General features: G+C 55.9%; 19 protein-coding genes and 1 other annotated feature. Of the genes, 7 read left to right on the plus strand and 12 right to left on the minus strand.

Annotated features, from left to right (window positions below; all coding sequences use genetic code 11):
- Nucleotides 1-82 precede the first annotated feature (82 nt).
- Nucleotides 83-2,002, minus strand: a complete 1,920-nt coding sequence (gene dnaK / locus LRS40_RS03535; protein WP_142488182.1) for a molecular chaperone DnaK — start codon at nucleotides 2,000-2,002, stop codon at nucleotides 83-85.
- A 296-nt stretch (nucleotides 2,003-2,298) separates the two neighbouring features.
- Between dnaK and satP the strand changes: the two genes are divergently transcribed.
- The 4 genes from satP to LRS40_RS03555 all read left to right on the plus strand — a co-directional run bounded on the left by satP (nucleotide 2,299) and on the right by LRS40_RS03555 (nucleotide 6,123).
- The gene (gene satP, locus LRS40_RS03540; protein ID WP_231313098.1) at nucleotides 2,299-2,868 is read left to right on the plus strand and encodes an acetate uptake transporter; all 570 of its coding nucleotides are present in this window, start codon (nucleotides 2,299-2,301) and stop codon (nucleotides 2,866-2,868) included.
- Between the two features lie 253 nt (nucleotides 2,869-3,121).
- The gene (locus tag LRS40_RS03545; protein WP_231313099.1) at nucleotides 3,122-4,195 is read left to right on the plus strand and encodes an iron ABC transporter permease; all 1,074 of its coding nucleotides are present in this window, start codon (nucleotides 3,122-3,124) and stop codon (nucleotides 4,193-4,195) included.
- Entirely contained in the window at nucleotides 4,192-4,968 is a 777-nt protein-coding gene (locus LRS40_RS03550; protein WP_142488179.1) for an ABC transporter ATP-binding protein, read from the plus strand. Before LRS40_RS03545 ends, LRS40_RS03550 begins: the two co-directional genes overlap by 4 nt.
- Before the next feature lie 18 nt (nucleotides 4,969-4,986).
- The gene (locus tag LRS40_RS03555; protein WP_231313100.1) at nucleotides 4,987-6,123 is read left to right on the plus strand and encodes an ABC transporter substrate-binding protein; all 1,137 of its coding nucleotides are present in this window, start codon (nucleotides 4,987-4,989) and stop codon (nucleotides 6,121-6,123) included.
- A gap of 33 nt (nucleotides 6,124-6,156) precedes the next feature.
- On the opposite strand, the gene LRS40_RS03560 is transcribed toward LRS40_RS03555, so the two are convergent.
- From LRS40_RS03560 to tal, 3 genes are all read right to left on the minus strand, one after another.
- On the minus strand, nucleotides 6,157-7,446 hold the full coding sequence (locus LRS40_RS03560) for an MFS transporter (RefSeq protein WP_142488177.1): 1,290 nt from the start codon (nucleotides 7,444-7,446) through the stop codon (nucleotides 6,157-6,159).
- A 123-nt stretch (nucleotides 7,447-7,569) separates the two neighbouring features.
- The gene (gene mog, locus LRS40_RS03565) at nucleotides 7,570-8,157 is read right to left on the minus strand and encodes a molybdopterin adenylyltransferase (protein WP_077227125.1); all 588 of its coding nucleotides are present in this window, start codon (nucleotides 8,155-8,157) and stop codon (nucleotides 7,570-7,572) included.
- Between the two features lie 110 nt (nucleotides 8,158-8,267).
- Entirely contained in the window at nucleotides 8,268-9,221 is a 954-nt protein-coding gene (gene tal, locus LRS40_RS03570) for a transaldolase (RefSeq protein WP_142488176.1), read from the minus strand.
- Nucleotides 9,222-9,482: 261 nt separating this feature from the next.
- Between tal and LRS40_RS03575 the strand changes: the two genes are divergently transcribed.
- Both LRS40_RS03575 and yaaA read left to right on the plus strand, forming a co-directional pair.
- The gene (locus LRS40_RS03575) at nucleotides 9,483-10,913 is read left to right on the plus strand and encodes a sodium:alanine symporter family protein (protein WP_142488175.1); all 1,431 of its coding nucleotides are present in this window, start codon (nucleotides 9,483-9,485) and stop codon (nucleotides 10,911-10,913) included.
- A 66-nt stretch (nucleotides 10,914-10,979) separates the two neighbouring features.
- Nucleotides 10,980-11,753, plus strand: coding sequence for a peroxide stress protein YaaA (yaaA, locus tag LRS40_RS03580; RefSeq protein ID WP_156262880.1), 774 nt, complete (start codon nucleotides 10,980-10,982; stop codon nucleotides 11,751-11,753).
- Between the two features lie 30 nt (nucleotides 11,754-11,783).
- Here yaaA and LRS40_RS03585 read toward each other — a convergent pair whose 3' ends face one another.
- From LRS40_RS03585 to yjjY, 7 genes are all read right to left on the minus strand, one after another.
- Nucleotides 11,784-12,071, minus strand: coding sequence for a DUF2502 domain-containing protein (locus LRS40_RS03585; RefSeq protein ID WP_142488173.1), 288 nt, complete (start codon nucleotides 12,069-12,071; stop codon nucleotides 11,784-11,786).
- A gap of 282 nt (nucleotides 12,072-12,353) precedes the next feature.
- Complete coding sequence (thrC, locus tag LRS40_RS03590) at nucleotides 12,354-13,640, minus strand: threonine synthase (RefSeq protein ID WP_156262879.1); 1,287 nt, start codon at nucleotides 13,638-13,640, stop codon at nucleotides 12,354-12,356.
- 3 nt (nucleotides 13,641-13,643) lie between these two features.
- Complete coding sequence (gene thrB / locus LRS40_RS03595) at nucleotides 13,644-14,573, minus strand: homoserine kinase (protein ID WP_142488171.1); 930 nt, start codon at nucleotides 14,571-14,573, stop codon at nucleotides 13,644-13,646.
- 1 nt (nucleotide 14,574) lies between these two features.
- Nucleotides 14,575-17,037 carry a bifunctional aspartate kinase/homoserine dehydrogenase I gene (gene thrA / locus LRS40_RS03600; RefSeq protein ID WP_142488170.1) on the minus strand — a complete coding sequence of 821 codons (2,463 nt, stop codon included), beginning with the start codon at nucleotides 17,035-17,037 and terminating at the stop codon, nucleotides 14,575-14,577.
- Between the two features lie 25 nt (nucleotides 17,038-17,062).
- Nucleotides 17,063-17,180: a sequence feature (Thr leader region), on the minus strand.
- Nucleotides 17,119-17,187 carry a thr operon leader peptide gene (thrL, locus tag LRS40_RS03605; RefSeq protein WP_103181027.1) on the minus strand — a complete coding sequence of 23 codons (69 nt, stop codon included), beginning with the start codon at nucleotides 17,185-17,187 and terminating at the stop codon, nucleotides 17,119-17,121. Its footprint overlaps the feature before it by 62 nt.
- Before the next feature lie 211 nt (nucleotides 17,188-17,398).
- Nucleotides 17,399-18,085 carry a tRNA/rRNA methyltransferase gene (locus LRS40_RS03610; protein WP_156262877.1) on the minus strand — a complete coding sequence of 229 codons (687 nt, stop codon included), beginning with the start codon at nucleotides 18,083-18,085 and terminating at the stop codon, nucleotides 17,399-17,401.
- A 398-nt stretch (nucleotides 18,086-18,483) separates the two neighbouring features.
- On the minus strand, nucleotides 18,484-18,624 hold the full coding sequence (gene yjjY / locus LRS40_RS03615) for a protein YjjY (RefSeq protein WP_001541509.1): 141 nt from the start codon (nucleotides 18,622-18,624) through the stop codon (nucleotides 18,484-18,486).
- 95 nt (nucleotides 18,625-18,719) lie between these two features.
- Here yjjY and arcA point away from each other — a divergent pair, with 95 nt between their 5' ends.
- Entirely contained in the window at nucleotides 18,720-19,436 is a 717-nt protein-coding gene (gene arcA / locus LRS40_RS03620) for a two-component system response regulator ArcA (RefSeq protein ID WP_231313101.1), read from the plus strand.
- A gap of 45 nt (nucleotides 19,437-19,481) precedes the next feature.
- Here the strand turns inward: arcA and creD are convergent, their stop codons facing one another.
- Nucleotides 19,482-20,831 carry a cell envelope integrity protein CreD gene (creD, locus tag LRS40_RS03625; RefSeq protein ID WP_231313102.1) on the minus strand — a complete coding sequence of 450 codons (1,350 nt, stop codon included), beginning with the start codon at nucleotides 20,829-20,831 and terminating at the stop codon, nucleotides 19,482-19,484.
- Nucleotides 20,832-20,841: the final 10 nt, after the last annotated feature.

Here is a 20,841-nt window from a genome sequence, read left to right on the forward strand (position 1 = left end):
TTTTATCTGCCCCTAACATGCGTGCACGGGCGGAGAGGAAACCTCTTCGCCCGTGCCAGTGTATTACCCGTTCAAAGGGCGATTATTTTTTGTCTTTCACTTCTTCAAACTCTGCGTCGACAACGTCGTCATCTTTCGCGTTGTTTGCAGAAGCGTCAGCACCCGCGCCAGCCTGCTGCTGTGCGTGTTGCTGCTGCGCGATCTCCATCAGCTTCTCGGAAACCTGAGCCAGCGCCTGCATTTTCGCTTCGATATCGGCTTTGTCTTCGCCTTTCAGGGACGCTTCCAGCGCGCTCAGTGCAGACTCGATAGCGGTTTTGTCGTCAGCTGGCAGTTTGTCGCCGGCTTCTTCAACCTGCTTACGAGTGCTGTGCAGCAGATGGTCACCCTGGTTACGGGTCTGAACCAGCTCTTCGAACTTACGGTCAGACTCGGCGTTTGCTTCCGCTTCGCGAACCATTTTCTGGATCTCTTCTTCGTTCAGACCGGAAGAGGCCTTGATGGTGATTTTCTGCTCTTTACCGCTGTTTTTGTCCTTCGCGGAAACGTGCAGGATACCGTCAGCATCGATGTCGAAGGTGACTTCGATCTGTGGCATACCGCGCGGTGCCGGGCTGATACCATCGAGGTTAAACTGACCCAGATCTTTGTTATCTGCGGCACGTTTACGCTCACCCTGCAGCACATGGATGGTTACCGCAGACTGGTTGTCTTCAGCGGTAGAGAACACCTGGCTGTGCTTGGTAGGGATGGTGGTGTTTTTGGCGATCAGCGCCGTCATCACACCGCCCATGGTTTCGATACCCAGAGACAGCGGGGTAACGTCCAGCAGCAGTACGTCTTTAACTTCACCAGTCAGCACGCCACCCTGAACGGCAGCACCGATAGCAACGGCTTCGTCCGGGTTAACGTCTTTACGCGGTTCTTTACCAAAGAATTCAGCCACTTTCTTCTGAACCATTGGCATACGGGTTTGACCACCCACCAGGATAACGTCCTGGATTTCGGAGACGGACAGACCCGCATCCTGCAGAGCAACTTTCAGCGGCTCGATGGAACGGTTAACCAGGTCTTCAACCAGGCTTTCCAGTTTCGCGCGAGTCACTTTGATGTTCATGTGTTTTGGACCGGTGGCATCTGCAGTGATATACGGCAGGTTCACGTCGGTCTGCTGCGCAGAAGAGAGCTCGATCTTCGCTTTTTCTGCGGCTTCTTTCAGGCGCTGCATTGCCAGCGGGTCGTTACGCAGGTCAATGCCCTGATCTTTCTTAAATTCGTCAACGAGGTAGTTGATCATACGGCTGTCAAAGTCTTCACCACCCAGGTGGGTATCACCGTTGGTCGCCAGAACTTCGAAGGTTTTTTCGCCGTCAACTTCGTCGATTTCGATAATAGAGATATCGAAAGTACCGCCACCGAGGTCATATACCGCGATAGTACGGTTGCCGACTTCTTTATCCAGACCGTAGGCCAGCGCCGCTGCGGTTGGTTCGTTGATGATACGTTTGACTTCCAGACCCGCGATACGGCCCGCGTCTTTGGTTGCCTGACGCTGAGCATCGTTGAAGTATGCAGGAACGGTGATAACCGCTTCAGTTACCGCTTCACCCAGGTAATCTTCAGCCGTTTTCTTCATTTTCTTCAGCACTTCAGCAGAGATCTGCGGCGGTGCCATTTTCTGGCCTTTAACGTCAATCCATGCGTCGCCGTTCTCGGCGCCGATGATTTTGTACGGCATGATGGCTTCATCACGCTGCACTTCTTCGTCCTGGAAGCGACGGCCAATCAGGCGTTTGATCGCAAACAGGGTGTTTTGCGGGTTTGTCACTGCCTGACGTTTAGCCGGCTGACCAACCAGAGTTTCACCATCCTGGGTATAAGCAATGATAGAAGGCGTGGTGCGATCGCCCTCGGCGTTCTCCAGCACACGTGCAGTAGTGCCATCCATAATCGCTACACAAGAGTTGGTAGTACCCAGGTCGATACCAATAATTTTACCCATCTAAACGTCTCCACTAAAAATTCAGTCAACATGTGGTTGTGTACCTGTAATAAGGGCAGAAGGTGCTTTTTCAACTGCCCAGATTTGAATTTTTTCAGGTCCACACACTGCGGTTGACTACAAGATGGGGTCGCAACGGCATGCATCAAGGGGGAAGGATAAAAAAATTTTTAATTTCACCCTGATTAGATCATAGACGGCGTTGATGGCGCCCATTATGATGCCGCGCCCCGCCAGGGAGAATTGGCGTGGGATTCACCATTTCACCATATTAATGATGATTTTTTTGAGGACTTATGGGCAACACTAAGTTGGCTAATCCGGCTCCGCTGGGCCTGATGGGTTTCGGCATGACCACCATTCTGCTGAACCTGCACAATATCGGGATGTTCCCGATGGATGGCATTATCCTGGCGATGGGCATTTTTTACGGCGGTATCGCACAGATCTTCGCGGGCCTGCTGGAATATAAGAAAGGCAATACCTTCGGTTTAACCGCATTCACCTCTTACGGCTCTTTCTGGCTGACCCTGGTCGCCATTCTGCTGATGCCGAAAATGGGTCTGACCGAAGCGGCGAACCCACAGTTCCTGGGCGTCTATCTGGGCCTGTGGGGCGTGTTCACGCTGTTCATGTTCTTCGGCACCCTGGTAGGTAACCGTGCGCTGCAGTTCGTGTTCCTGAGCCTGACCGTGCTGTTCGCCCTGCTGTGTGTGGGCCACCTGGTGGATAACGGCGAAGCCATTATTCACGTGGCGGGCTGGATTGGCCTGGTCTGCGGCGCCAGCGCCATCTATCTGGCGATGGGTGAAGTACTGAACGAGCAGTTCGGTCGCATCATTCTGCCGATTGGTGAAAAACACTGATCCCCCTTCGTGCCCGCCCTGCGGGCACGACATCGCCCCCCTGTGAATGCCCCTTCGCGTTTAAACCCGGTCAATTTTCAGCCACAACAGAAACGATGATTAAACGGGATGGCAATAATCACCTTATTCAATTGATAAGCATTATCATTGCGATTAGTGTGACCCGGCGCATCCCGGATATGGATATCAGGCAGTACCCGACATGGAACGCAAGGGGATGAAACGATTCTGTTGTGTTGCATAAGGTTAACTGATGAATTCCAGCCTTGCCGCCAGCGATCACACTGGCGAATCCATTATCGCGTCACATTACCGTAAGGTTCTCATCCGGCGCTTTGCTCTGGCAGGGGGGCTGTTCTTCTTTATTATTTGCTCCCTGATCCTCGATTTCACACTTGGCCCGTCAGGTATCTCCGTTACCACTCTTTGGCATACCTTAATCAACGCCGCCGCGGCCGACGCCGGGACGCGGGTGATCGTCTGGGAGCTACGGCTGCCGTTCGCCCTGATGGCCGTCGCCGTCGGCATGGCGCAGGGGCTGGCCGGGGCCGAGATGCAGACCATCCTCAATAACCCGCTCGCCAGCCCGTTTACGCTTGGTGTCTCCTCTGCCGCCTCTTTTGGTGCCGCCCTGGCGATTGTGCTCGGTTTAGGCATTCCCGGCATTGCCGATAAGTGGTTCATTCCGGCGAATGCCTTTGTCTTCGCTCTGCTGGCCTGCTTTATTCTGGATGGCATCAGCCGCTGGACCCGCGTGGCGACCTCCGGCGTGGTGCTGTTTGGTATCGCCCTGGTCTTTACCTTTAACGCACTGATTTCCATCCTGCAGTTCGTTGCCAGCGAAGATACCCTGCAGGGGCTGGTCTTCTGGACGATGGGCAGCCTGGCGAGAGCCTCGTGGGATAAGCTGGCGATCCTGGCCGTGGCGCTGCTGATTATCGTGCCGCTGTCGCTGAAGAACGCCTGGAAATTGACGGCGTTACGTCTGGGTGAAGATCGTGCCGTCAGCTTTGGTATCAACGTGAAAAAGCTACGCCTGTCGACGCTGTTACGCATCAGTATTATCTCGGCCCTGACGGTCGCCTTTGTCGGCCCGGTCGGCTTTATCGGCCTGGTGGCACCGCATATCGCCCGCATGATGTTTGGCGAGGATCACCGGTTTTATCTGCCCGGCAGTATGCTGATTGGCGCGCTGGTGCTCTCCCTGGCCTCGGTATTTTCCAAGAACATCGTTCCCGGCGTCATTATTCCCGTGGGTATCGTCACCTCGCTGGTGGGCGTGCCGTTCTTCCTCAGCATTATTATCCGTAACAGGGGGAACGTATGACCGAGGGCCTGCGCGTCCGCGATCTGCACACCGGCTATCGCAAGAAAAAGATCATCAGTGGGCTGAACACCCCATTGCTCCCTCGCGGGCAGATCACCGCCCTGCTGGGGCCGAACGGCTCGGGGAAATCTACCCTGCTGCGCGCTCTGGCTGACCTCAACCCCGCTCAGGGAGCGTTACAGCTCAACGGCGAAGATCTGATGACCTTGCCCGCGGCAAAACGCGCGCAGAAGGTAGTTTATCTGCCGCAATCATTGCCGCAGGGGGTACATCTGCATGCCCTGGAGTCGGTCATCGTCGCCCGCCGGGCCAGCGGCAGCCCTTCTGGTCGCAATGTCGAACAGGAAGCGTATTCCATTCTGGAAAAACTGGGCGTCGCCCATCTGGCGATGAGCTTTCTCGACCAACTCTCCGGCGGACAAAAACAGCTGATTGGCCTTGCCCAGTCCCTCATCCGCGAGCCGGATCTGCTGCTGCTGGATGAGCCCTTAAGCGCGCTCGACCTCAACTACCAGTTCCATGTGATGGATATCGTCGCCCGCGAAACGCGTCTGCGTAATATCGTCACCGTCGTGGTGATCCACGACATCAACATTGCCCTGCGCCATGCGAATTTTGCCCTGATGCTGAAAGGCGGCGAGCTGATTGCCAGTGGCCTGCCGGGTGAGGTTGTCACCCCCGCCAATCTGGCGACGGTATACGGCGTGGATGGCCGGGTTGAATACTGTTCCCGTGGGCTACCGCATGTGGTGGTCGACGGGTTAACGCCATAAGAAGAAGACGGGGAAAACATGACGCTGAAAAAACTCATTGCCGCCGCAGGCGGCCTGGCACTGTTACTTTCACCTTTACTCACCCAGGCACAGAGCTGGCCGGTGACGGTGAAGGATCTGGATAACCGCACGGTCACTGTTGAACACAAGCCGCAGCGCATCATTCTGCAGGACGGACGCGACATCTTCGCTCTGGCCCTGCTGGAGCGTGATAACCCCTTCTCCAGAGTAGTAGCGTGGAACAACCTGCCGAAGAAGCAGGACACCGAAACCTGGAACGTTCTGAAGCGCAAATGGCCGGAAGCGGAGACGATCCTCGACATGAAGTTTTCCGACCAGGGAAATGTCGATCTCGAAACGGTGATCTCTCGCCAGCCCGATCTGATGATTGCCCAGCTTCGCGCTAAGCCGTCGCTGGTGCAGACCGGCGTCCTGGCGCAGCTCGAAGCCCTGCATATTCCGGTTGTCTTCGTGGATTACGAACTGCACCCGGTGGAGAATACCCTGCCGAGCATTGCCCTGCTGGGTAAAGTCATGGGCCAGACCGACCGTGCGCAGGCCTATATCGATTTCTATCAGCAGCGTCTGGATAGGATCCACCAGCGTCTGGCAACGGCCAGCAAAAAACCGCTGGTCTTTATCGAACCGATTGCCGGTGTGGGCGGGCTGGATAACGGCTGCTGCTTCACCCACGCGCGTAACGGCTGGGGCGGGCTGGTCGAAGCCGCAGGCGGGACCAACATCGGTTCGCAGCTGCTGCCGGGGGCAACCGGGAATATCGCGGTGGAAAAGATTATCTCCCTCAACCCGGATTACTACCTGATGACCGGCTCAAAACGTCCGGGCAAAGGCACGGCGATCATCCCGATTGGCTATAACGTCCCTGCAAATGATGTCAGCGCAGCCTTTACTGCCCTGCTGACGCGTCAGGGCGTCGCCAGTATTCCGGCCGTCGCGCAAGGCCACACCGGGGCGCTCTATCACCACTTCTACAACAACCCGTATAACATCGTCGCCATCGAGACGCTGAGCAAAATCTTCTACCCGACGCTGTTTAAGGATGTGGATCCGCTGGCGGACTACCACGCCATTATCAAAAACTTTACCCACATTCCGGATGACAATATCGTCCTGAGCTTTACCCCGTCGCACTAACAAAAAGGCCGGGCACATTGCCCGGCCTTGTCTTTATCCGGCGAGGACCGGCGCTTCTACGGGCTTCTGGCGCAGCCAGAGGCCTAACCCCAGGCCCATCAGCGAGAGCGCCAGCACGTACCAGGCCGGGGCCATTGGCGACACCCCCATCAGCAGGGTAACCGCAATCGGCGTCAGCCCGCCGAAGATGGCGTAGGAGACGTTATACGAGAAGGAGATCCCGGTGAAGCGCACTTCCGGCGGGAAGGCGCGGACCATCACGTACGGCACGGCCCCCACCACGCCGACGCACAGCCCGACCATGCCGTACAGCAGGAACAGCTGCTCAGGATGGCTGCCCGCCAGGTGATAAAATGCCCAGCTCGCCCCGGCAAGAAGCAGGCTGCCGATGATAAAGGTCAGGCTGGAACCGATACGATCCACCGCCAGCCCGGCAATCAGGCAGCCGAAGCACAGCATAATGGTCGCGATGCTGTTGGCCTGCAGCGTTACCGCCGGGGCAAAACCGTACTGTTTTTGCAGCCAGACCGGCGACATCAAAATCACCACCACGATGCCCGCCGACAGCAGCCAGGTGAGCAGCATTGACACCACCACCGCTTTTCTGTGTCTTACCACCACCGCTTTGACCGGCAGCTCCTGCGCCAGCGCCTTGCGCTGCTGCATTTCAAGGAAGACCGGCGTCTCCTGCAGCCAGCGGCGCAGATACATCGCCACCAGACCAAAGGCACCGCCCAGCAGGAACGGAATACGCCAGCCCCAGTCGTGCACCGCCTGTTGGGTCATGCTGGTGTTCACCAGCGTCGCCACAACCGAGCCCAGCAGAATACCGACCGTCAGCCCTGCGGTCAGCGTGCCGCAGGCAATGCCGATCCGCCGGGCCGGAACATGTTCCGCCACAAAGACCCAGGCGCCAGGTACTTCCCCGCCAATCGCCGCCCCCTGCAGGATCCGCATCAGCAGCAGCAATACCGGGGCAATAATTCCCATCGATGCATAGGTCGGCAGCAGGCCGATAGCCAGGGTCGGAACGGCCATCAGCAGAATGCTGAGGGTGAACATCTTTTTGCGTCCCACCAGGTCGCCGAAGTGGGCCATCACGATGCCGCCCAGCGGACGCGCCAGATACCCGGCGGCAAAAATGCCAAAGGTCTGCACCTGACGCAGCCATTCAGGGATATCAGCCGGGAAGAACAGCGCCCCGACGACAGCCGCGAAAAATACGAAAATAATGAAGTCATAAAACTCCAGCGCGCCGCCGAGTGCGGCCAGCGTGAGAGTCTTATAATCCTGACGATTGAGAGGCCGGTTGTAATGTGACATAGCGAACCATTATGGGCTGAATTGTTGAGTTATATTTACAGCTATCGTAAAGAAAAAATTACTATACCGTAAATCAATTAGCCCGCTACTTCCGTTACAGCTTATGTCACATTATTGTTAATTTCAGGAGATTGTTTCACGTCTCGCGCTTTTCGGGCGAAAAGCTGCTACCACCTGCGGATCGGTTTCGACGTAAGGCCCCTCAAGAAGCTGTACACAATAAGGTACACTGGCGAAGATACCTGCGACCACCACCTTACCGTCGGCCTCTTTCACCCCTTCCAGCGTCTCTTTAATCGACTTTGGCTGGCCCGGTAAATTGAGGATCAGCGCCTGCTTGCGGATCACCCCCACCTGACGGGAGAGGATCGCCGTCGGCACAAAGTGCAGACTGATCTGGCGCATCTGTTCGCCAAAGCCCGGCATTTCACGATCGGCGATGGCGAGAGTCGCATCCGGCGTCACGTCGCGACGCGCCGGACCGGTACCGCCGGTAGTCAGCACCAGGTGGCAGCTCATTTCATCAACCAGTTCACACAAGGTTTGCTCGATGATCGCCTGTTCATCGGGGATCAAGCGGGTTTGCACCTCAAAAGGGGTGGTCAGGGCAGAAGCCAGCCAGGCTTCCAGCGCGGGGATGCCTTTATCTTCATAGACACCGCTGGAGGCGCGATCTGAGACGGAAACTAAGCCAATGCGTAAGGTATTCATATCCATTCCATTCAAACAATACAGATTGAGGGAATGATACACGCAGCAGGAGGATTCAGACAGGGAACAAGAGAAGTAGCGTGACCGGAGGCCCGGTCACGCGGGAATGATTACAGCAGTTCGCCGATCATTTTTTCCAGTTTTTCCTGGTCGATAGCAAACTTACGGATACCGTCCGCCAGTTTGTCTACCGCCATTGGATCCTGGTTGTGCTGCCACAGGAATTCGGATTCAGTGATGCGCTCAGGACGGGCTTTCACTTCGCCGCTGAAGCTCAGCTTACGCTCGATCGCGCCTTCGCTTTCTGCCAACTCTTTCAGCAGCGCAGGTGCGATGGTCAGGCGGTCACAGCCAGCCAGCTCCAGGATTTCGCCCACGTTACGGAAGCTTGCGCCCATCACCACGGTTTCATAGCCGTGCTGTTTGTAGTACTCGTAAATCTCGGTAACGGAAACCACGCCTGGATCTTCAGACGCCGCGTACTCTTTCTTGTCGGTATTGGATTTGTACCAGTCCAGAATACGGCCAACGAATGGAGAGATCAGGAACACGCCCGCTTCTGCACAGGCACGCGCCTGAGCGAAGGAGAACAGCAGGGTCAGGTTACAGTTGATGCCCTCTTTTTCCAGCTGTTCTGCAGCGCGGATGCCCTGCCAGGTGGAAGCCAGTTTGATCAGGATACGGTCGTTGCTGATGCCAGCATCGTTGTACAGCTTGATCAGGCGTTTGGCTTTGGCGATGGACGCTTCGGTGTCGTAGGACAGACGCGCATCCACTTCAGTCGAGATACGGCCCGGAACCAGCTTCAGAATTTCCAGACCAATGTTAACGGCCAGTTTGTCGGTAGCATCCACTACCTGCTGTGCACGATCGCTGCTCTGGCTTTTCGCCCAGGCAACGGCGTCGTCGATCAGTTTGCGGTATTCAGGGATCTGTGCAGCGTTAAGGATCAGAGAAGGGTTCGTTGTGGCATCCTGCGGCTGGTACAACTTCATTGCCGCGATATCTCCGGTGTCAGCGACAACAGTCGTGAACTGACGAAGGGAGGTTAATTTATCCGTCATGATAGTGTTTCTCTTTAACTTGCCCTGGATAATTCGCGTTACCAGCAGGATGCCAGAAACGGAAAAATGACAGGTTTACTTGTTAGGGGGATGTAACCGGTCTGCCCTGATGATAACACGACGGAAGGTCAGCGCAACCGCAGACAATGCGCTGAAGGATCCTGTGATAAACTTGGCAAAATTCCGCACTGCTAATTACCTGTTTACTCACTCATTAGTAGCGATTACCTATGCACTTTGGCATCAACAAGAGGGACGTTAATGCCTGATTATCTGTCGTTTATTAATGAAATCCTGTGGGGTTCGGTGATGATTTACCTGCTGTTTGCGGCAGGTATCTGGTTCACTTTTCGCTGCGGTTTTATTCAGTTTCGCTCTATTCCCCAGCTGCGCAATAATCTGAAAAACAGCCTGAGCCCCCAGCCGGGAGGTTTAACCTCGTTCCAGGCGCTCTGTACCAGCCTGGCGGCCCGGGTCGGCAGCGGTAACCTGGCCGGGGTCGCGCTGGCGATCTCGGCGGGCGGACCGGGGGCCATCTTCTGGATGTGGATGACCGCCATCATCGGCATGGCCACCTCCTTTGCCGAGTGTTCGCTGGCCCAGCTGTATAAGGAAGCGGATAAACAGGGGCAGTTTCGCGGCGGCCCGGCCTGGTATATGGCCCGCGGCCTCGGTATGCGCTGGATGGGCGTGCTGTTTTCTCTCTTTTTACTCGTCGCCTACGGTCTGATCTTTAATACCGTTCAGGCCCACTCCGTTGCCCACGCCCTGCGTTTCGCCTTCAACTGTCCGGAATTTATCACCGGCGGCGTGATGGCGCTGTTCACGCTGGTGGTGATCCTCACCGGCATCAAAGGCGTTGCCCGGCTGATGCAGTGGATGGTGCCGGTGATGGCGCTGCTGTGGGTGATCGCCAGCATGGTGGTCTGTGCCTGGCATGCCGACCAGCTACCGGCGGTCTTTACCCTGATCGTAAAAAGCGCCTTTGGCTGGCGTGAAGCCGCCGCAGGTGCGCTGGGCTATACCCTGAGCCAGGCCCTGACGGCCGGTTTTCAGCGCGGAATGTTTTCCAACGAAGCGGGCATGGGGTCAACTCCCAATGCCGCTGCTGCCGCAGCCTCCTGGCCCCCTCACCCGGCCTCCCAGGGGATCGTGCAGATGATTGGCGTCTTCGTTGATACCATCATCATCTGTACCGCCAGCGCGATGATCGTGCTGTTGGCAGGGCCGGTGGATCTCCCGGCCAATACCGCAGGCGTGCAGCTGATTCAACAGGCGCTGGTCAATCTCACCGGAAGCTGGGGTGCCGACTTCGTGGCCTTTATCATCCTTTTGTTCGCTTTCAGCTCCATCGTGGTGAACTACATCTATGCCGAAAACAACCTGATCTTTTTGCATCCCGATGCCAGGAAATCCCGCTGGCTGTTACGGGGTGGCGTAGTGCTGATGGTGCTGCTCGGCTCCCTGTTAAGCCTGCCAGTGGTCTGGCAGCTGGCGGATATCATTATGGCGCTGATGGCAATCACTAACCTGACGGCGATCCTGCTGCTCTCCCCGGTCATTACGCTGATTGCCCGGGATTACCTGCGCCAGCGGAAGCTGGGGGTCCAGCCTGTTTTTGATGTCTCGCGTTATCCCGAGATCGCTTCGCAACTGGCCCCTGGCGCCTGGGATGATTTGCCGCGTCAATAACAGCCATCGATCAATCGAGGCGGTTTTTTTGTTAAAATCGCACCAAATCTCCTGCAAGGACTGGATATGCTGATTCTGATTTCACCTGCTAAAACGCTCGACTACCAGAGCCCACTCGCCACCGAGCGTTATACCCAGCCTGAACTGCTGGATCACTCGCAACAGCTGATCCGCGAGGCACGCAAGCTTTCAGCGCCGCAAATTGCAACCCTGATGAGCATCAGCGACAAGCTGGCGGATCTTAATGCCACCCGCTTCCACGACTGGCAGCCGGATTTCACGCCTTCGAACGCACGCCAGGCGATTCTGGCCTTCAAAGGCGACGTCTATACCGGCCTGCAGGCGGAAACCTTCAGCGAGGCTGACTTTGATTTTGCCCAACAGCATTTACGCATGCTCTCCGGCCTGTACGGTGTGCTGCGTCCCCTGGATTTGATGCAACCCTACCGTCTGGAGATGGGGATCCGTCTGGAGAACGCGAAAGGCAAAGATCTCTATCACTTCTGGGGCGAGACCATCACCGACAAGCTGAACGATGCATTGCAGGCGCAGGGCGACAATGTCCTGATCAACCTGGCGTCGGATGAGTACTACAAATCGGTAAAACCGAAAAAGCTGAACGCGGAGATCGTTAAGCCGGTGTTCCTCGATGAGAAGAACGGCAAGTTCAAAGTGATCAGCTTCTACGCCAAAAAAGCGCGCGGACTGATGAGCCGTTACATCATTGAAAATCGTCTGACGCAGCCAGAGCAGCTGAAGGCATTTAACAGCGAAGGCTATTTCTTTGACGAGGAAGCGTCAGGGAAAGGTGAGCTGGTGTTTAAGCGCCACGAGCAGTAATGCAAAACCCCGCCGGTTGGCGGGGTGAGTTTAATGATGTTTCCGGTCCGGCCCGGGACGATGGTCATCATGACGATCGTGATGGCGATTATCATGATGCTCGCCATGCGGACGCCAGCGGTTGTCGCGCCACTCGTAGTGAGACTTCCACCAGTCATTGTCACGCCAGCGGCCGCCATCCCAGTGATGGCCCCGATTATCCCGATCGCCAATCTGCAGTTTGACCGCCGGTACCAGGGTGATCTCAGCGGCCTGAACCGCCATCGGAGCCACCAGCATCAGCGAAAGTGCGATAAGTGCAGGTTTCAGTTTAGACATAGGTTACTCCTTATTATTCTTGCCCGATGTGGGCCGATGTAAGGAGATTACGTGAGGGGCGGGGAGGATGTTATTCTCTGCAATCCTATTCTGTAAGTCACCGCATTTATTGGGAATTTCTGCTTTTTCCCTGCTAGTTTTCTCCTTAATTTCTCCATAAAAAAGCCGGGTGGCGATGGCGCGCACCCGGGCTGGATTTTTGCCGGGCGGCGTCTTCGCCTTACCCGACCTACAAATGCTTTGCGTAGGCCCGGTAAGCGTAGCGCCACCGGGCAAACAGGCTTACCCGCGGGTCATCATCAACTGACGCAGCGCGGCGAAATCGGCCGGCAGGTTGTGCGACAGCAGCGGCAGATCGGCACGCTCGGCCAGCTCTTTCGGCAGCGGCAGCGACTCACCGAGGATCTCGTCCACGCTCTCCTTAAACTTCGCCGGATGGGCGGTGCCGAGGAACAGGCCGTACTCGCCCGGGTTCAGCTGATCGCGCAGAGCGCGATACGCCACCGCCGCGTGCGGCTCGGAGGTGTAGCCCACCTGCTTCAGCTCACGCATGGTCTCTCTGGTGGTGTCGTCCGTTACCGCAGCATAGCCCAGCTCATTGAGACGCCAGATTTTACGGCGGAACAGCTCTTCCACGCGCGGCCAGTTGTTAGGCTGTGACACATCCATCGCATTGGACAGGGTGGCCTGAGTAGTGTTTGGCGTCCACTTGCCCTCTTTCAGGAAACGCGGCACCGTGTCGTTGGCATTGGTGGCAGCGATAAAGCGTTTCACCGGCAGGCCCAGTGACTTCGCCAGCAGGCCGGCAGTCAGGTCGCCAAAGTTACCGCTCGGCACCGAGATCACCAGCTGGTTACGCGCTTCCTGCGGCAGCTGGGCTACCGCTTCGAAGTAGTAGCAAATCTGCGCCAGCAGGCGGCTGATGTTGATGGAGTTGGCGGAGTTAAGACCCAGCGCCACCTTCAGCTCTTCGTCGTCGAAGGCCTGCTTAACCAGCGCCTGGCAGGCATCGAAGTCCCCGTCGATGGCGACGGTTTCAATGTTGCCGCCGAGGGTACAGAACAGTTTTTCCTGCAGCGGGCTGATTTTGCCCTGGGGATAGAGGATCACCACGCGCACGTTTTTCAGGCCATAGAAGGCATGCGCAACTGCCGCACCGGTATCGCCGGAGGTCGCGGTCAGAATGGTAACCGGCTTATCGCCGCTGATATGGGTCAGCATCTGCGCCATAAAGCGCCCGCCAAAATCTTTAAACGCCAGCGTCGGACCGTGGAACAGCTCCAGACAGCCGACGTCCGGCTCAACCTGGCTTACCGGTGCCGGGAAAGCAAAGGCAGCGCGGACGCGCTCCTCCAGCAGCTCCTGCGGGATTTCGTCCCCGATAAACGCGGAGAGAATTTTGGTGCTGCGGGTAACGAAATCCTGTTTCAGCATCTCGTCGATTTCGGTCAGACCAAACTCCGGCAGGTCGTGCGGGAAGAACAGCCCCTGGTTTTTGCCCAGACCTTGTGTGACGGCCTGTGCAAAGCTCACTTGCTCGTTATGATCTTTAAGATTGTAGAGTTTCATTGTTTATCCCAGTACTCGTGCGCCGGCCGTATCCAGACGGCAAATATGAACAAAGCCTTCCTGATTTTGCAGGTAATTTTTCCCCAGCCACTCCGCGACCCGCTGCGCCGTATCCGGTTTGTCGCACAGGGCAAACAGGGTCGGACCGGAACCGGAAATACCGCAGGCCAGGGCGCCGATATCCAGCGCCGCGCTACGCGCTTCGTTGAAGCCAGGCAGCAGTTTGGTGCGGTATGGCTCGGCAATAACATCTTTCATCAGTTTTGCCGCCAGTAGCGGCTGACGGGTATAGCAGGCATGAATAAAGCCAGCCAGATGACGACCGTGCGCAATACAGTCCTGACGGCGGTACTGCGCTGGCAGTATGGCGCGCGCTTCGGCGGTCGACACTTTAATGCCCGGGTAGGCAAGCACCCACAGCCACTCGTCAAAGCCTGGCACCTGTTGGCTGATGATGCCGTTCTCTTCAATCATCAGCTGCATGCCGCCCAGGAAACAGGGGGCGACGTTATCGTAATGAATGCTGCCAGAGATGCGCCCTTCCAGCTCGCCCATCAGGGCCAGCAGGCGGGTGTTATTCAGCGGCTTGCCGCAGTGCTCGTTCATCGCCACCAGCGCGGCCACCACCGAACAGGCACTTGAGCCCAGCCCGGAGCCAATCGGCATGCTTTTTTCCAGGGTCATGGCAACCGGCACGTTTTTACCGATCTCCTGACAAAAACGCTCCCAGCACTGATAAACGATATTCTCACGCGGATCGGACGGCAGCTTGCTGGCGAAACGCCCGACGTTGCTCAGACTGAAACTGTCTGCGGCCTCAACCGTGACAGTATCCCCCAGCGATGAACCATCCACCGGCGTCACCGCCGCGCCCAGCACATCAAACCCGACGCTCATATTGGCGCTGGAAGCCGGGGCATAAACTTTAACCATGTTAAACTCCTAACTTCCATGACAGGGTACGCAGCAGATCGGCAAACACGCCCGCCGCCGTCACATCGTTCCCTGCGCCATAGCCGCGAAGGACCAACGGCAGTGGCTGATAATAGTGGCTGTAAAACGCGAGGGCGTTTTCGCCATTTTTCACTTTGAACAGCGGATCGTTACCGTCTACCGCCGCCATCTTCACCCGGCAGACGCCGTCTTCTTCGATGTTGCCAACATAGCGCAATACCTTCCCTTCATCACGGGCTTTTGCAACGCGGGCTGCGAAGGCGTCATCCAGCTGCGGCAGATTCGCCATAAAGGTCGCCACATCGCCGGAGTCGTCAAAGCTTTCTGGCAGAACCGGCTCGATCACGATATCCGACAGCTCCAGCTCACGTCCCGTTTCACGGGCGAGGATCAGCAGCTTACGCGCCACGTCGGTTCCGGAGAGGTCGTCACGCGGATCCGGCTCGGTGTAACCCAGCTCGCGCGCCACTTTGGTCGCTTCTGACAGGCTCATCCCTTCGTCCAGCTTGCCGAAGATAAAGGAGAGCGAGCCCGACAGGATGCCGGAAAAACGCTGCAGTTCATCACCGGCATTGAGCAGGTTTTGCAGGTTTTCGATAACCGGCAGCCCCGCGCCGACGTTGGTGTCATAGAGGAACTTACGGCGGGATTTCGCCGCCGCGTGGCGCATCTGATGGTAGTAATCCATCGACGAGGTGTTGGCCTTTTTGTTCGGCGTGACCACATGGAAGCCTTCACGCAGGAAGTCGGCGTACTGATCGGCCACCGCCTGGTGCGAGGTACAGTCGACAATCACCGGGTTCAGCAGATGATACTCTTTCACCAGACGGATCAGGCGGCCCAGATTGAACGGCTCTTTCGCCTCCGCCAGCTCTGCCTGCCAGTTCTCGAGGTTCAGCCCGTGAACATTGGTCAGCAGGGCTTTGGAGTTTGCAATGCCGCAGACGCGCAGATCGATATGCTTTTTCTTGAGCCACTCTTGCTGACGCTTGAGCTGCTCCAGTAACGCACCGCCCACGCCACCGACGCCAATCAGGAACACTTCAATGACCTGATCGGTGTTGAACAGCATCTGATGAGTGACGCGTACGCCGGTGGTAGCATCGTCGTTATTCACCACCACGGAGATGGAGCGCTCTGAGGAGCCCTGGGCAATGGCGACAATATTAATGTTCGCCCGCGCCAGCGCCGCAAAGAATTTCGCCGAGATGCCGCGCAGAGTGCGCATGCCATCACCCACCACAGAGATGATCGCCAGATGCTCCTGGATGGCAATGGGCTCCAGCAACTCTTCTTTCAGCTCGAGGTAGAACTCCTCCTCCAGCGCCCGACGGGCCCGCAGGCAGTCCACCTGCGGGACGCAGAAGCTGATGCTGTATTCGGAAGAAGACTGGGTGATCAGCACTACCGAGATGCCGTTGCGCGACATAGCGGCAAAGACGCGTGCCGCCATCCCCACCATGCCTTTCATACCCGGCCCGGAGACGTTGAACATCGCCATGTTGTTGAGGTTGGAGATGCCTTTAACCGGCAGGCCGTCCTCGTCATTACTGGCACCAATCAGCGTGCCTGGCGCCTGCGGATTACCGGTGTTTTTAATCAGGCATGGGATCTGGAACTGGGCGATGGGGGCAATGGTGCGAGGATGAAGAACTTTGGCGCCGAAGTAGGAGAGCTCCATCGCCTCCTGATAAGACATCGACTTCAGCAGACGGGCATCCGGCACCTGGCGCGGGTCGCAGGTATACACGCCGTCGACGTCGGTCCAGATCTCGCAACAGTCGGCACGCAGACAGGCGGCCAGTACGGCGGCAGAGTAGTCGGAGCCGTTACGGCCCAGCACCACCAGCTCCCCTTTTTCATTCCCGGCGGTGAAGCCCGCCATCAGGATCATATGGTCAGCAGGAATTTTGCCTGCCGCAATGCGACGGGTAGATTCGGCAATATCTACGGCGGATTCGAGGTAATGGCCAACAGCGAGCAGTTTTTCAACCGGATCGATCACCGTGACGTTATGGCCACGTGCTTCCAGCAGACCCGCCATGATGGCGATAGAGAGTTTTTCACCGCGGCAGATCAGCGCCGCGTTAATGCTGTCCGGGCACTGCCCCAACAGGCTGATACCATGCAGAACGTGTTTAATCTGGGCAAACTCTTGCTCAACAAAAGCTTTCAGCTGGGCATGCGGAAAGCCAGGTTGGGCATCCGCCAGGCCCTGCAGCAGGTTAGCAAAGATCTGCTCTGCGTCGCTGATGTTCACCAGTGCATCCTGACCCCCAATGGTCTTTTCAATCATCGCCACCAGGTGGTTGGTAATTTTAGCCGGGGCAGAGAGTACCGTCGCCACCTGCCCCTGCCTGGCATTGCTCTCCAGGATGTCGGCAACACGCAGAAATCGTTCTGCATTTGCCACTGATGTACCGCCGAACTTCAACACTCGCATGGTTGTTACCTCGTGATCTTTAGCCGAAAAAAAAGCCCGCACTGTTCAGGTGCGGGCTTTTTTCTTTCTTTCCTGTACGCGTCAGCCCGCACCGTTACCTGTGGTAATGATGATGGTTGTGGTAATGGTGGTGATGCTGATGCGTTTCATGGATGTTGTGTACTCTGTATTATTATCTGTCTGTGCTGTCTACCTCTATTGGTTAAAGCATACGTGCCGCTAAGTCAACGAATTTCTGATTTAAGCGCCTTTCCCGATCCTGTCACGCCGCGCTGTCTGAGATTTTATTTCTGCCCGGATCGGGCCGTATGCAACCCATAGTCTGGAATATTTAACCATAACTAAAAGATATGACGGACTTTTACTCTGCCAGCTTTTTTTCGATATCATGCAGCAATCGGTGCAACATTGCCGTGTCTCGCTGAGCTAACAGGCCCAGCCGCTGCTGTAGCCACTCCACCATTTTTTGATCGTCAGCGACGTTCAGCGATGTCAGCAGACGATCGGTGCGCGCACGTAAAGCGGCAAGCTGGTTTTCATCTACGTCGGCCACCGGGGCAACCGGCATTTGCATCAGAGAGGCTAATTGATAGCAATACACCATCACCGCCTGACCTAAATTCAACGACGGGTAATCCGCCACCATCGGCACGCCGGTCAATACATCTGCCAGGGCGAGCTCGTCATTGGTCAGGCCGGAATCTTCGCGCCCGAAAACCAGCGCCATCTTCGGCATCCACTGGCTTTTCTCTGCCATCAGCGGCACTAGTTCAGCCGGCGTGGCATAGTAATGAAACTTCGAACGGCCGCGGGCAGTGGTGGCAACCGTAAAAGAAATGTCGTGCAGCGCGTCTGCGAGCGTTTCATAAGTCGTTAAATTATCGAGAATATCTCCCGAGCCGTGCGCAACACGCCGCGCCGCCGGATCGTTCTGGGCGTCACTGGCAACGATACGTAGATCGGTAAACCCCATGGTCTTCATGGCGCGCGCGGCGGCACCGATGTTTTCTGCTCTTGCGGGGGATACCAGTACGATTGACAAATGCATTTATGCTCTCTTTTTAAGCAGTTAGCCGACAAAAATGTGATGGACATCATCATATTACGCGGCACGAATTTACAAAATTGCAACACAAATCACCGAAATAGCGTTTCACTACAAATTAAAATTACTAAACTATTTCATCAGTGAACCTTACGCGATAATGTTACAGAATAGCACTTATCCTTATGTTTAATAATGATAATGCTTTCTTTTACCGGGTGTTGACATTGGATTCGCCTTGTTTATTAATTAATGAACGCAACTGGTTGGTTTATTGAAAAAATGTGACAAAGGCTAGCAATCCGCTACGATGATTTCATCAAACTGTTAACGTGCTACAATTGAATTTGATATATGTCAACGAAGCGTAGTTTTATTGGTGTCCGGTGCCTCTTAACCTGTTATGTTGCTGTTAAAATGGTTAGGATGACAGCCGTTTTTGACACTGTCGGGTCCAGAGGGAAAGTACCCACGACCAAGCTAATGATGTTGTTGACGTTGATGGAAAGTGCATCAAGAACGCAATTACGTACTTTAGTCACGTTACGCCGGTCATGTTAATTTGTGGCATGTATCAGGCAGGTCAGGGACTTTTGTACTTCCTGTTTCGATTTAGTTGGCAATTTAGGTAGCAAACATGCAGACCCCGCACATTCTTATCGTTGAAGACGAGTTGGTAACACGCAACACGTTAAAGAGCATTTTCGAAGCAGAAGGCTACGATGTCTTTGAAGCGACCGATGGCGCAGAGATGCATCAGATCCTTTCTGAAAATGATATCAACCTGGTCATCATGGACATTAACCTGCCGGGTAAAAACGGCCTTCTGCTGGCGCGCGAGCTGCGCGAGCAGGCGAACGTTGCGTTAATGTTCCTGACCGGCCGCGACAATGAAGTTGATAAAATTCTTGGCCTGGAAATCGGTGCGGATGACTATATCACCAAACCTTTTAACCCTCGCGAGTTAACCATTCGTGCACGCAATCTGCTGTCCCGCACCATGAACCTGGGCACGGTCCGCGAAGAGCGTCGTAGCGTAGACAGCTACAAATTCAACGGCTGGGAACTTGATATTAATAGCCGTTCGCTGGTGAGCCCTCAGGGCGACCAGTACAAACTGCCGCGCAGCGAATTCCGCGCCATGCTGCACTTCTGCGAAAATCCGGGCAAGATCCAGTCCCGTGCAGAACTGCTGAAAAAAATGACCGGCCGTGAGCTGAAGCCGCACGACCGCACCGTTGACGTTACCATCCGCCGTATTCGTAAACACTTCGAATCCACGCCGGATACCCCAGAAATCATCGCCACCATCCACGGTGAAGGCTATCGTTTCTGCGGCGACCTGCAGGAGTAATCCCGCAGATCGGCCATAAAAAAACGGCGCTTTCGCGCCGTTTTTTTATTTCCATAACCGCATCGCATCCTTATCCGGTTCGGCTGGTGGCTCCGGGCGCTTCGGCTGGGAAAGCGAGTACCAGTCAAAGTGACGGGTGAGATACATCACTGCGAACAACGCCAGTGCCAGAACGGCCGAACCCAGCAGCAGTGCGCTGTCTTCCGAACGCAGCAGGAACCACATCACCACGTCCAGCCCCAGCAGCGCCACCACAAACATGCCGCTGCGTCTCCAGCTTTTCAGCACCGCCTGCAGATAAACGCCGTTCATCACCGCTCCCACCAGGCTGGCAATAATCCAGGCGGGTGTAAAACCAACATGCTCTGACAGCGCCAGCAGCACCAGATAGAACAGCACCAGCGACAGACCGACCAGCAGATACTGCATCGGATGCAGGCGCAGCCCGGTTAAGGTTTCAAAGACAAAGAAAGCCATAAAGGTCAGGGCAATCAGCAGAATGGCGTACTTAATCGCGCGGTCCGTGAGCTGATACTGATCCGCGGGGGTGGCGACCGTCACGCTAAAGGCCGGGATAGTCTGCCATTCGGGCGTCTCCCTGTCGTTGAACCAGCCCGCCAGGTTGTTGGCAAACCAGCTGCTTTTCCAGTTCGCCTGGAAGCCCGAGTCGCTAATCTGGTGCTTAACCGGCAGGTAGTCACCCATAAAACCCGGATGCGGCCAGTTGCTGGTCAGGGTCAGTTCGCTGTTGCGCCCCACCGGAACCACTGCGAAACTGCCGGTGCCCGCCAGATTCAACGACATCTCCAGGGTGAAGGTTTTAAGCGCCAGCGCGTTGTCGGTCAGGGGCATATGGATGCCGGATAACGCCCCGTGCACACCTGAGCCGGGCTCAATGCTTAAGGTCTCACCGTTGATTTTTGACGCGCTCACCGCGCCAATTCCGCGCGCATCACCGACGCCAACCACGATAAAAGGCTGCCCCAGGGTCATGGTTTCACCCTTCAGCTGCGCCAGTTTATCGGTATTAAACTGGGCTTTGATCCTGAGATCGGTGTTCCAGATTTGCCCGTCATAGATGCCGATATTGCGCGTCTCAACGTGCTGATTACCTTCGACTAACAGCGACTCCGGCAGTATGAAGTGCATATAGCTTTTCTTATACTCAACTTTTTTCTCGTCCTCCAGCTTGTAGTAAATCTCCGTCACCGGAATGGCGATCAGCGGGCCAACCAGCTGCTGTGGGCCACTGGTGCTTTGACGCAGCGTGTTTTCGACCGCGTTGCGGTAGCTCTCGCGCTCCGAAATCAGATTACCCACCATAAACAGCGGGACGAGTAACAGCAGAATGCACCCCAACAGGGTGCTGACTTTCCATAACAGGGGGGATTTCATAGTGGCTCTC

The sequence above is a fragment of the Leclercia sp. G3L genome, from assembly GCF_021117075.1.
GTDB classification, from domain to species: domain Bacteria; phylum Pseudomonadota; class Gammaproteobacteria; order Enterobacterales; family Enterobacteriaceae; genus Enterobacter; species Enterobacter adecarboxylatus_C.

What these genes read in the sequence shown, in the direction of transcription:
- dnaK (WP_142488182.1), bottom strand. Translation starts at nt 2,002, where the DNA reads ATGGGTAAAATTATTGGTATCGACCTGGGTACTACCAACTCTTGTGTA.
- satP (WP_231313098.1), top strand. Translation starts at nt 2,299, where the DNA reads ATGGGCAACACTAAGTTGGCTAATCCGGCTCCGCTGGGCCTGATGGGT.
- LRS40_RS03545 (WP_231313099.1), top strand. Translation starts at nt 3,122, where the DNA reads ATGAATTCCAGCCTTGCCGCCAGCGATCACACTGGCGAATCCATTATC.
- LRS40_RS03550 (WP_142488179.1), top strand. Translation starts at nt 4,192, where the DNA reads ATGACCGAGGGCCTGCGCGTCCGCGATCTGCACACCGGCTATCGCAAG.
- LRS40_RS03555 (WP_231313100.1), top strand. Translation starts at nt 4,987, where the DNA reads ATGACGCTGAAAAAACTCATTGCCGCCGCAGGCGGCCTGGCACTGTTA.
- LRS40_RS03560 (WP_142488177.1), bottom strand. Translation starts at nt 7,446, where the DNA reads ATGTCACATTACAACCGGCCTCTCAATCGTCAGGATTATAAGACTCTC.
- mog (WP_077227125.1), bottom strand. Translation starts at nt 8,157, where the DNA reads ATGAATACCTTACGCATTGGCTTAGTTTCCGTCTCAGATCGCGCCTCC.
- tal (WP_142488176.1), bottom strand. Translation starts at nt 9,221, where the DNA reads ATGACGGATAAATTAACCTCCCTTCGTCAGTTCACGACTGTTGTCGCT.
- LRS40_RS03575 (WP_142488175.1), top strand. Translation starts at nt 9,483, where the DNA reads ATGCCTGATTATCTGTCGTTTATTAATGAAATCCTGTGGGGTTCGGTG.
- yaaA (WP_156262880.1), top strand. Translation starts at nt 10,980, where the DNA reads ATGCTGATTCTGATTTCACCTGCTAAAACGCTCGACTACCAGAGCCCA.
- LRS40_RS03585 (WP_142488173.1), bottom strand. Translation starts at nt 12,071, where the DNA reads ATGTCTAAACTGAAACCTGCACTTATCGCACTTTCGCTGATGCTGGTG.
- thrC (WP_156262879.1), bottom strand. Translation starts at nt 13,640, where the DNA reads ATGAAACTCTACAATCTTAAAGATCATAACGAGCAAGTGAGCTTTGCA.
- thrB (WP_142488171.1), bottom strand. Translation starts at nt 14,573, where the DNA reads ATGGTTAAAGTTTATGCCCCGGCTTCCAGCGCCAATATGAGCGTCGGG.
- thrA (WP_142488170.1), bottom strand. Translation starts at nt 17,037, where the DNA reads ATGCGAGTGTTGAAGTTCGGCGGTACATCAGTGGCAAATGCAGAACGA.
- LRS40_RS03610 (WP_156262877.1), bottom strand. Translation starts at nt 18,085, where the DNA reads ATGCATTTGTCAATCGTACTGGTATCCCCCGCAAGAGCAGAAAACATC.
- arcA (WP_231313101.1), top strand. Translation starts at nt 18,720, where the DNA reads ATGCAGACCCCGCACATTCTTATCGTTGAAGACGAGTTGGTAACACGC.
- creD (WP_231313102.1), bottom strand. Translation starts at nt 20,831, where the DNA reads ATGAAATCCCCCCTGTTATGGAAAGTCAGCACCCTGTTGGGGTGCATT.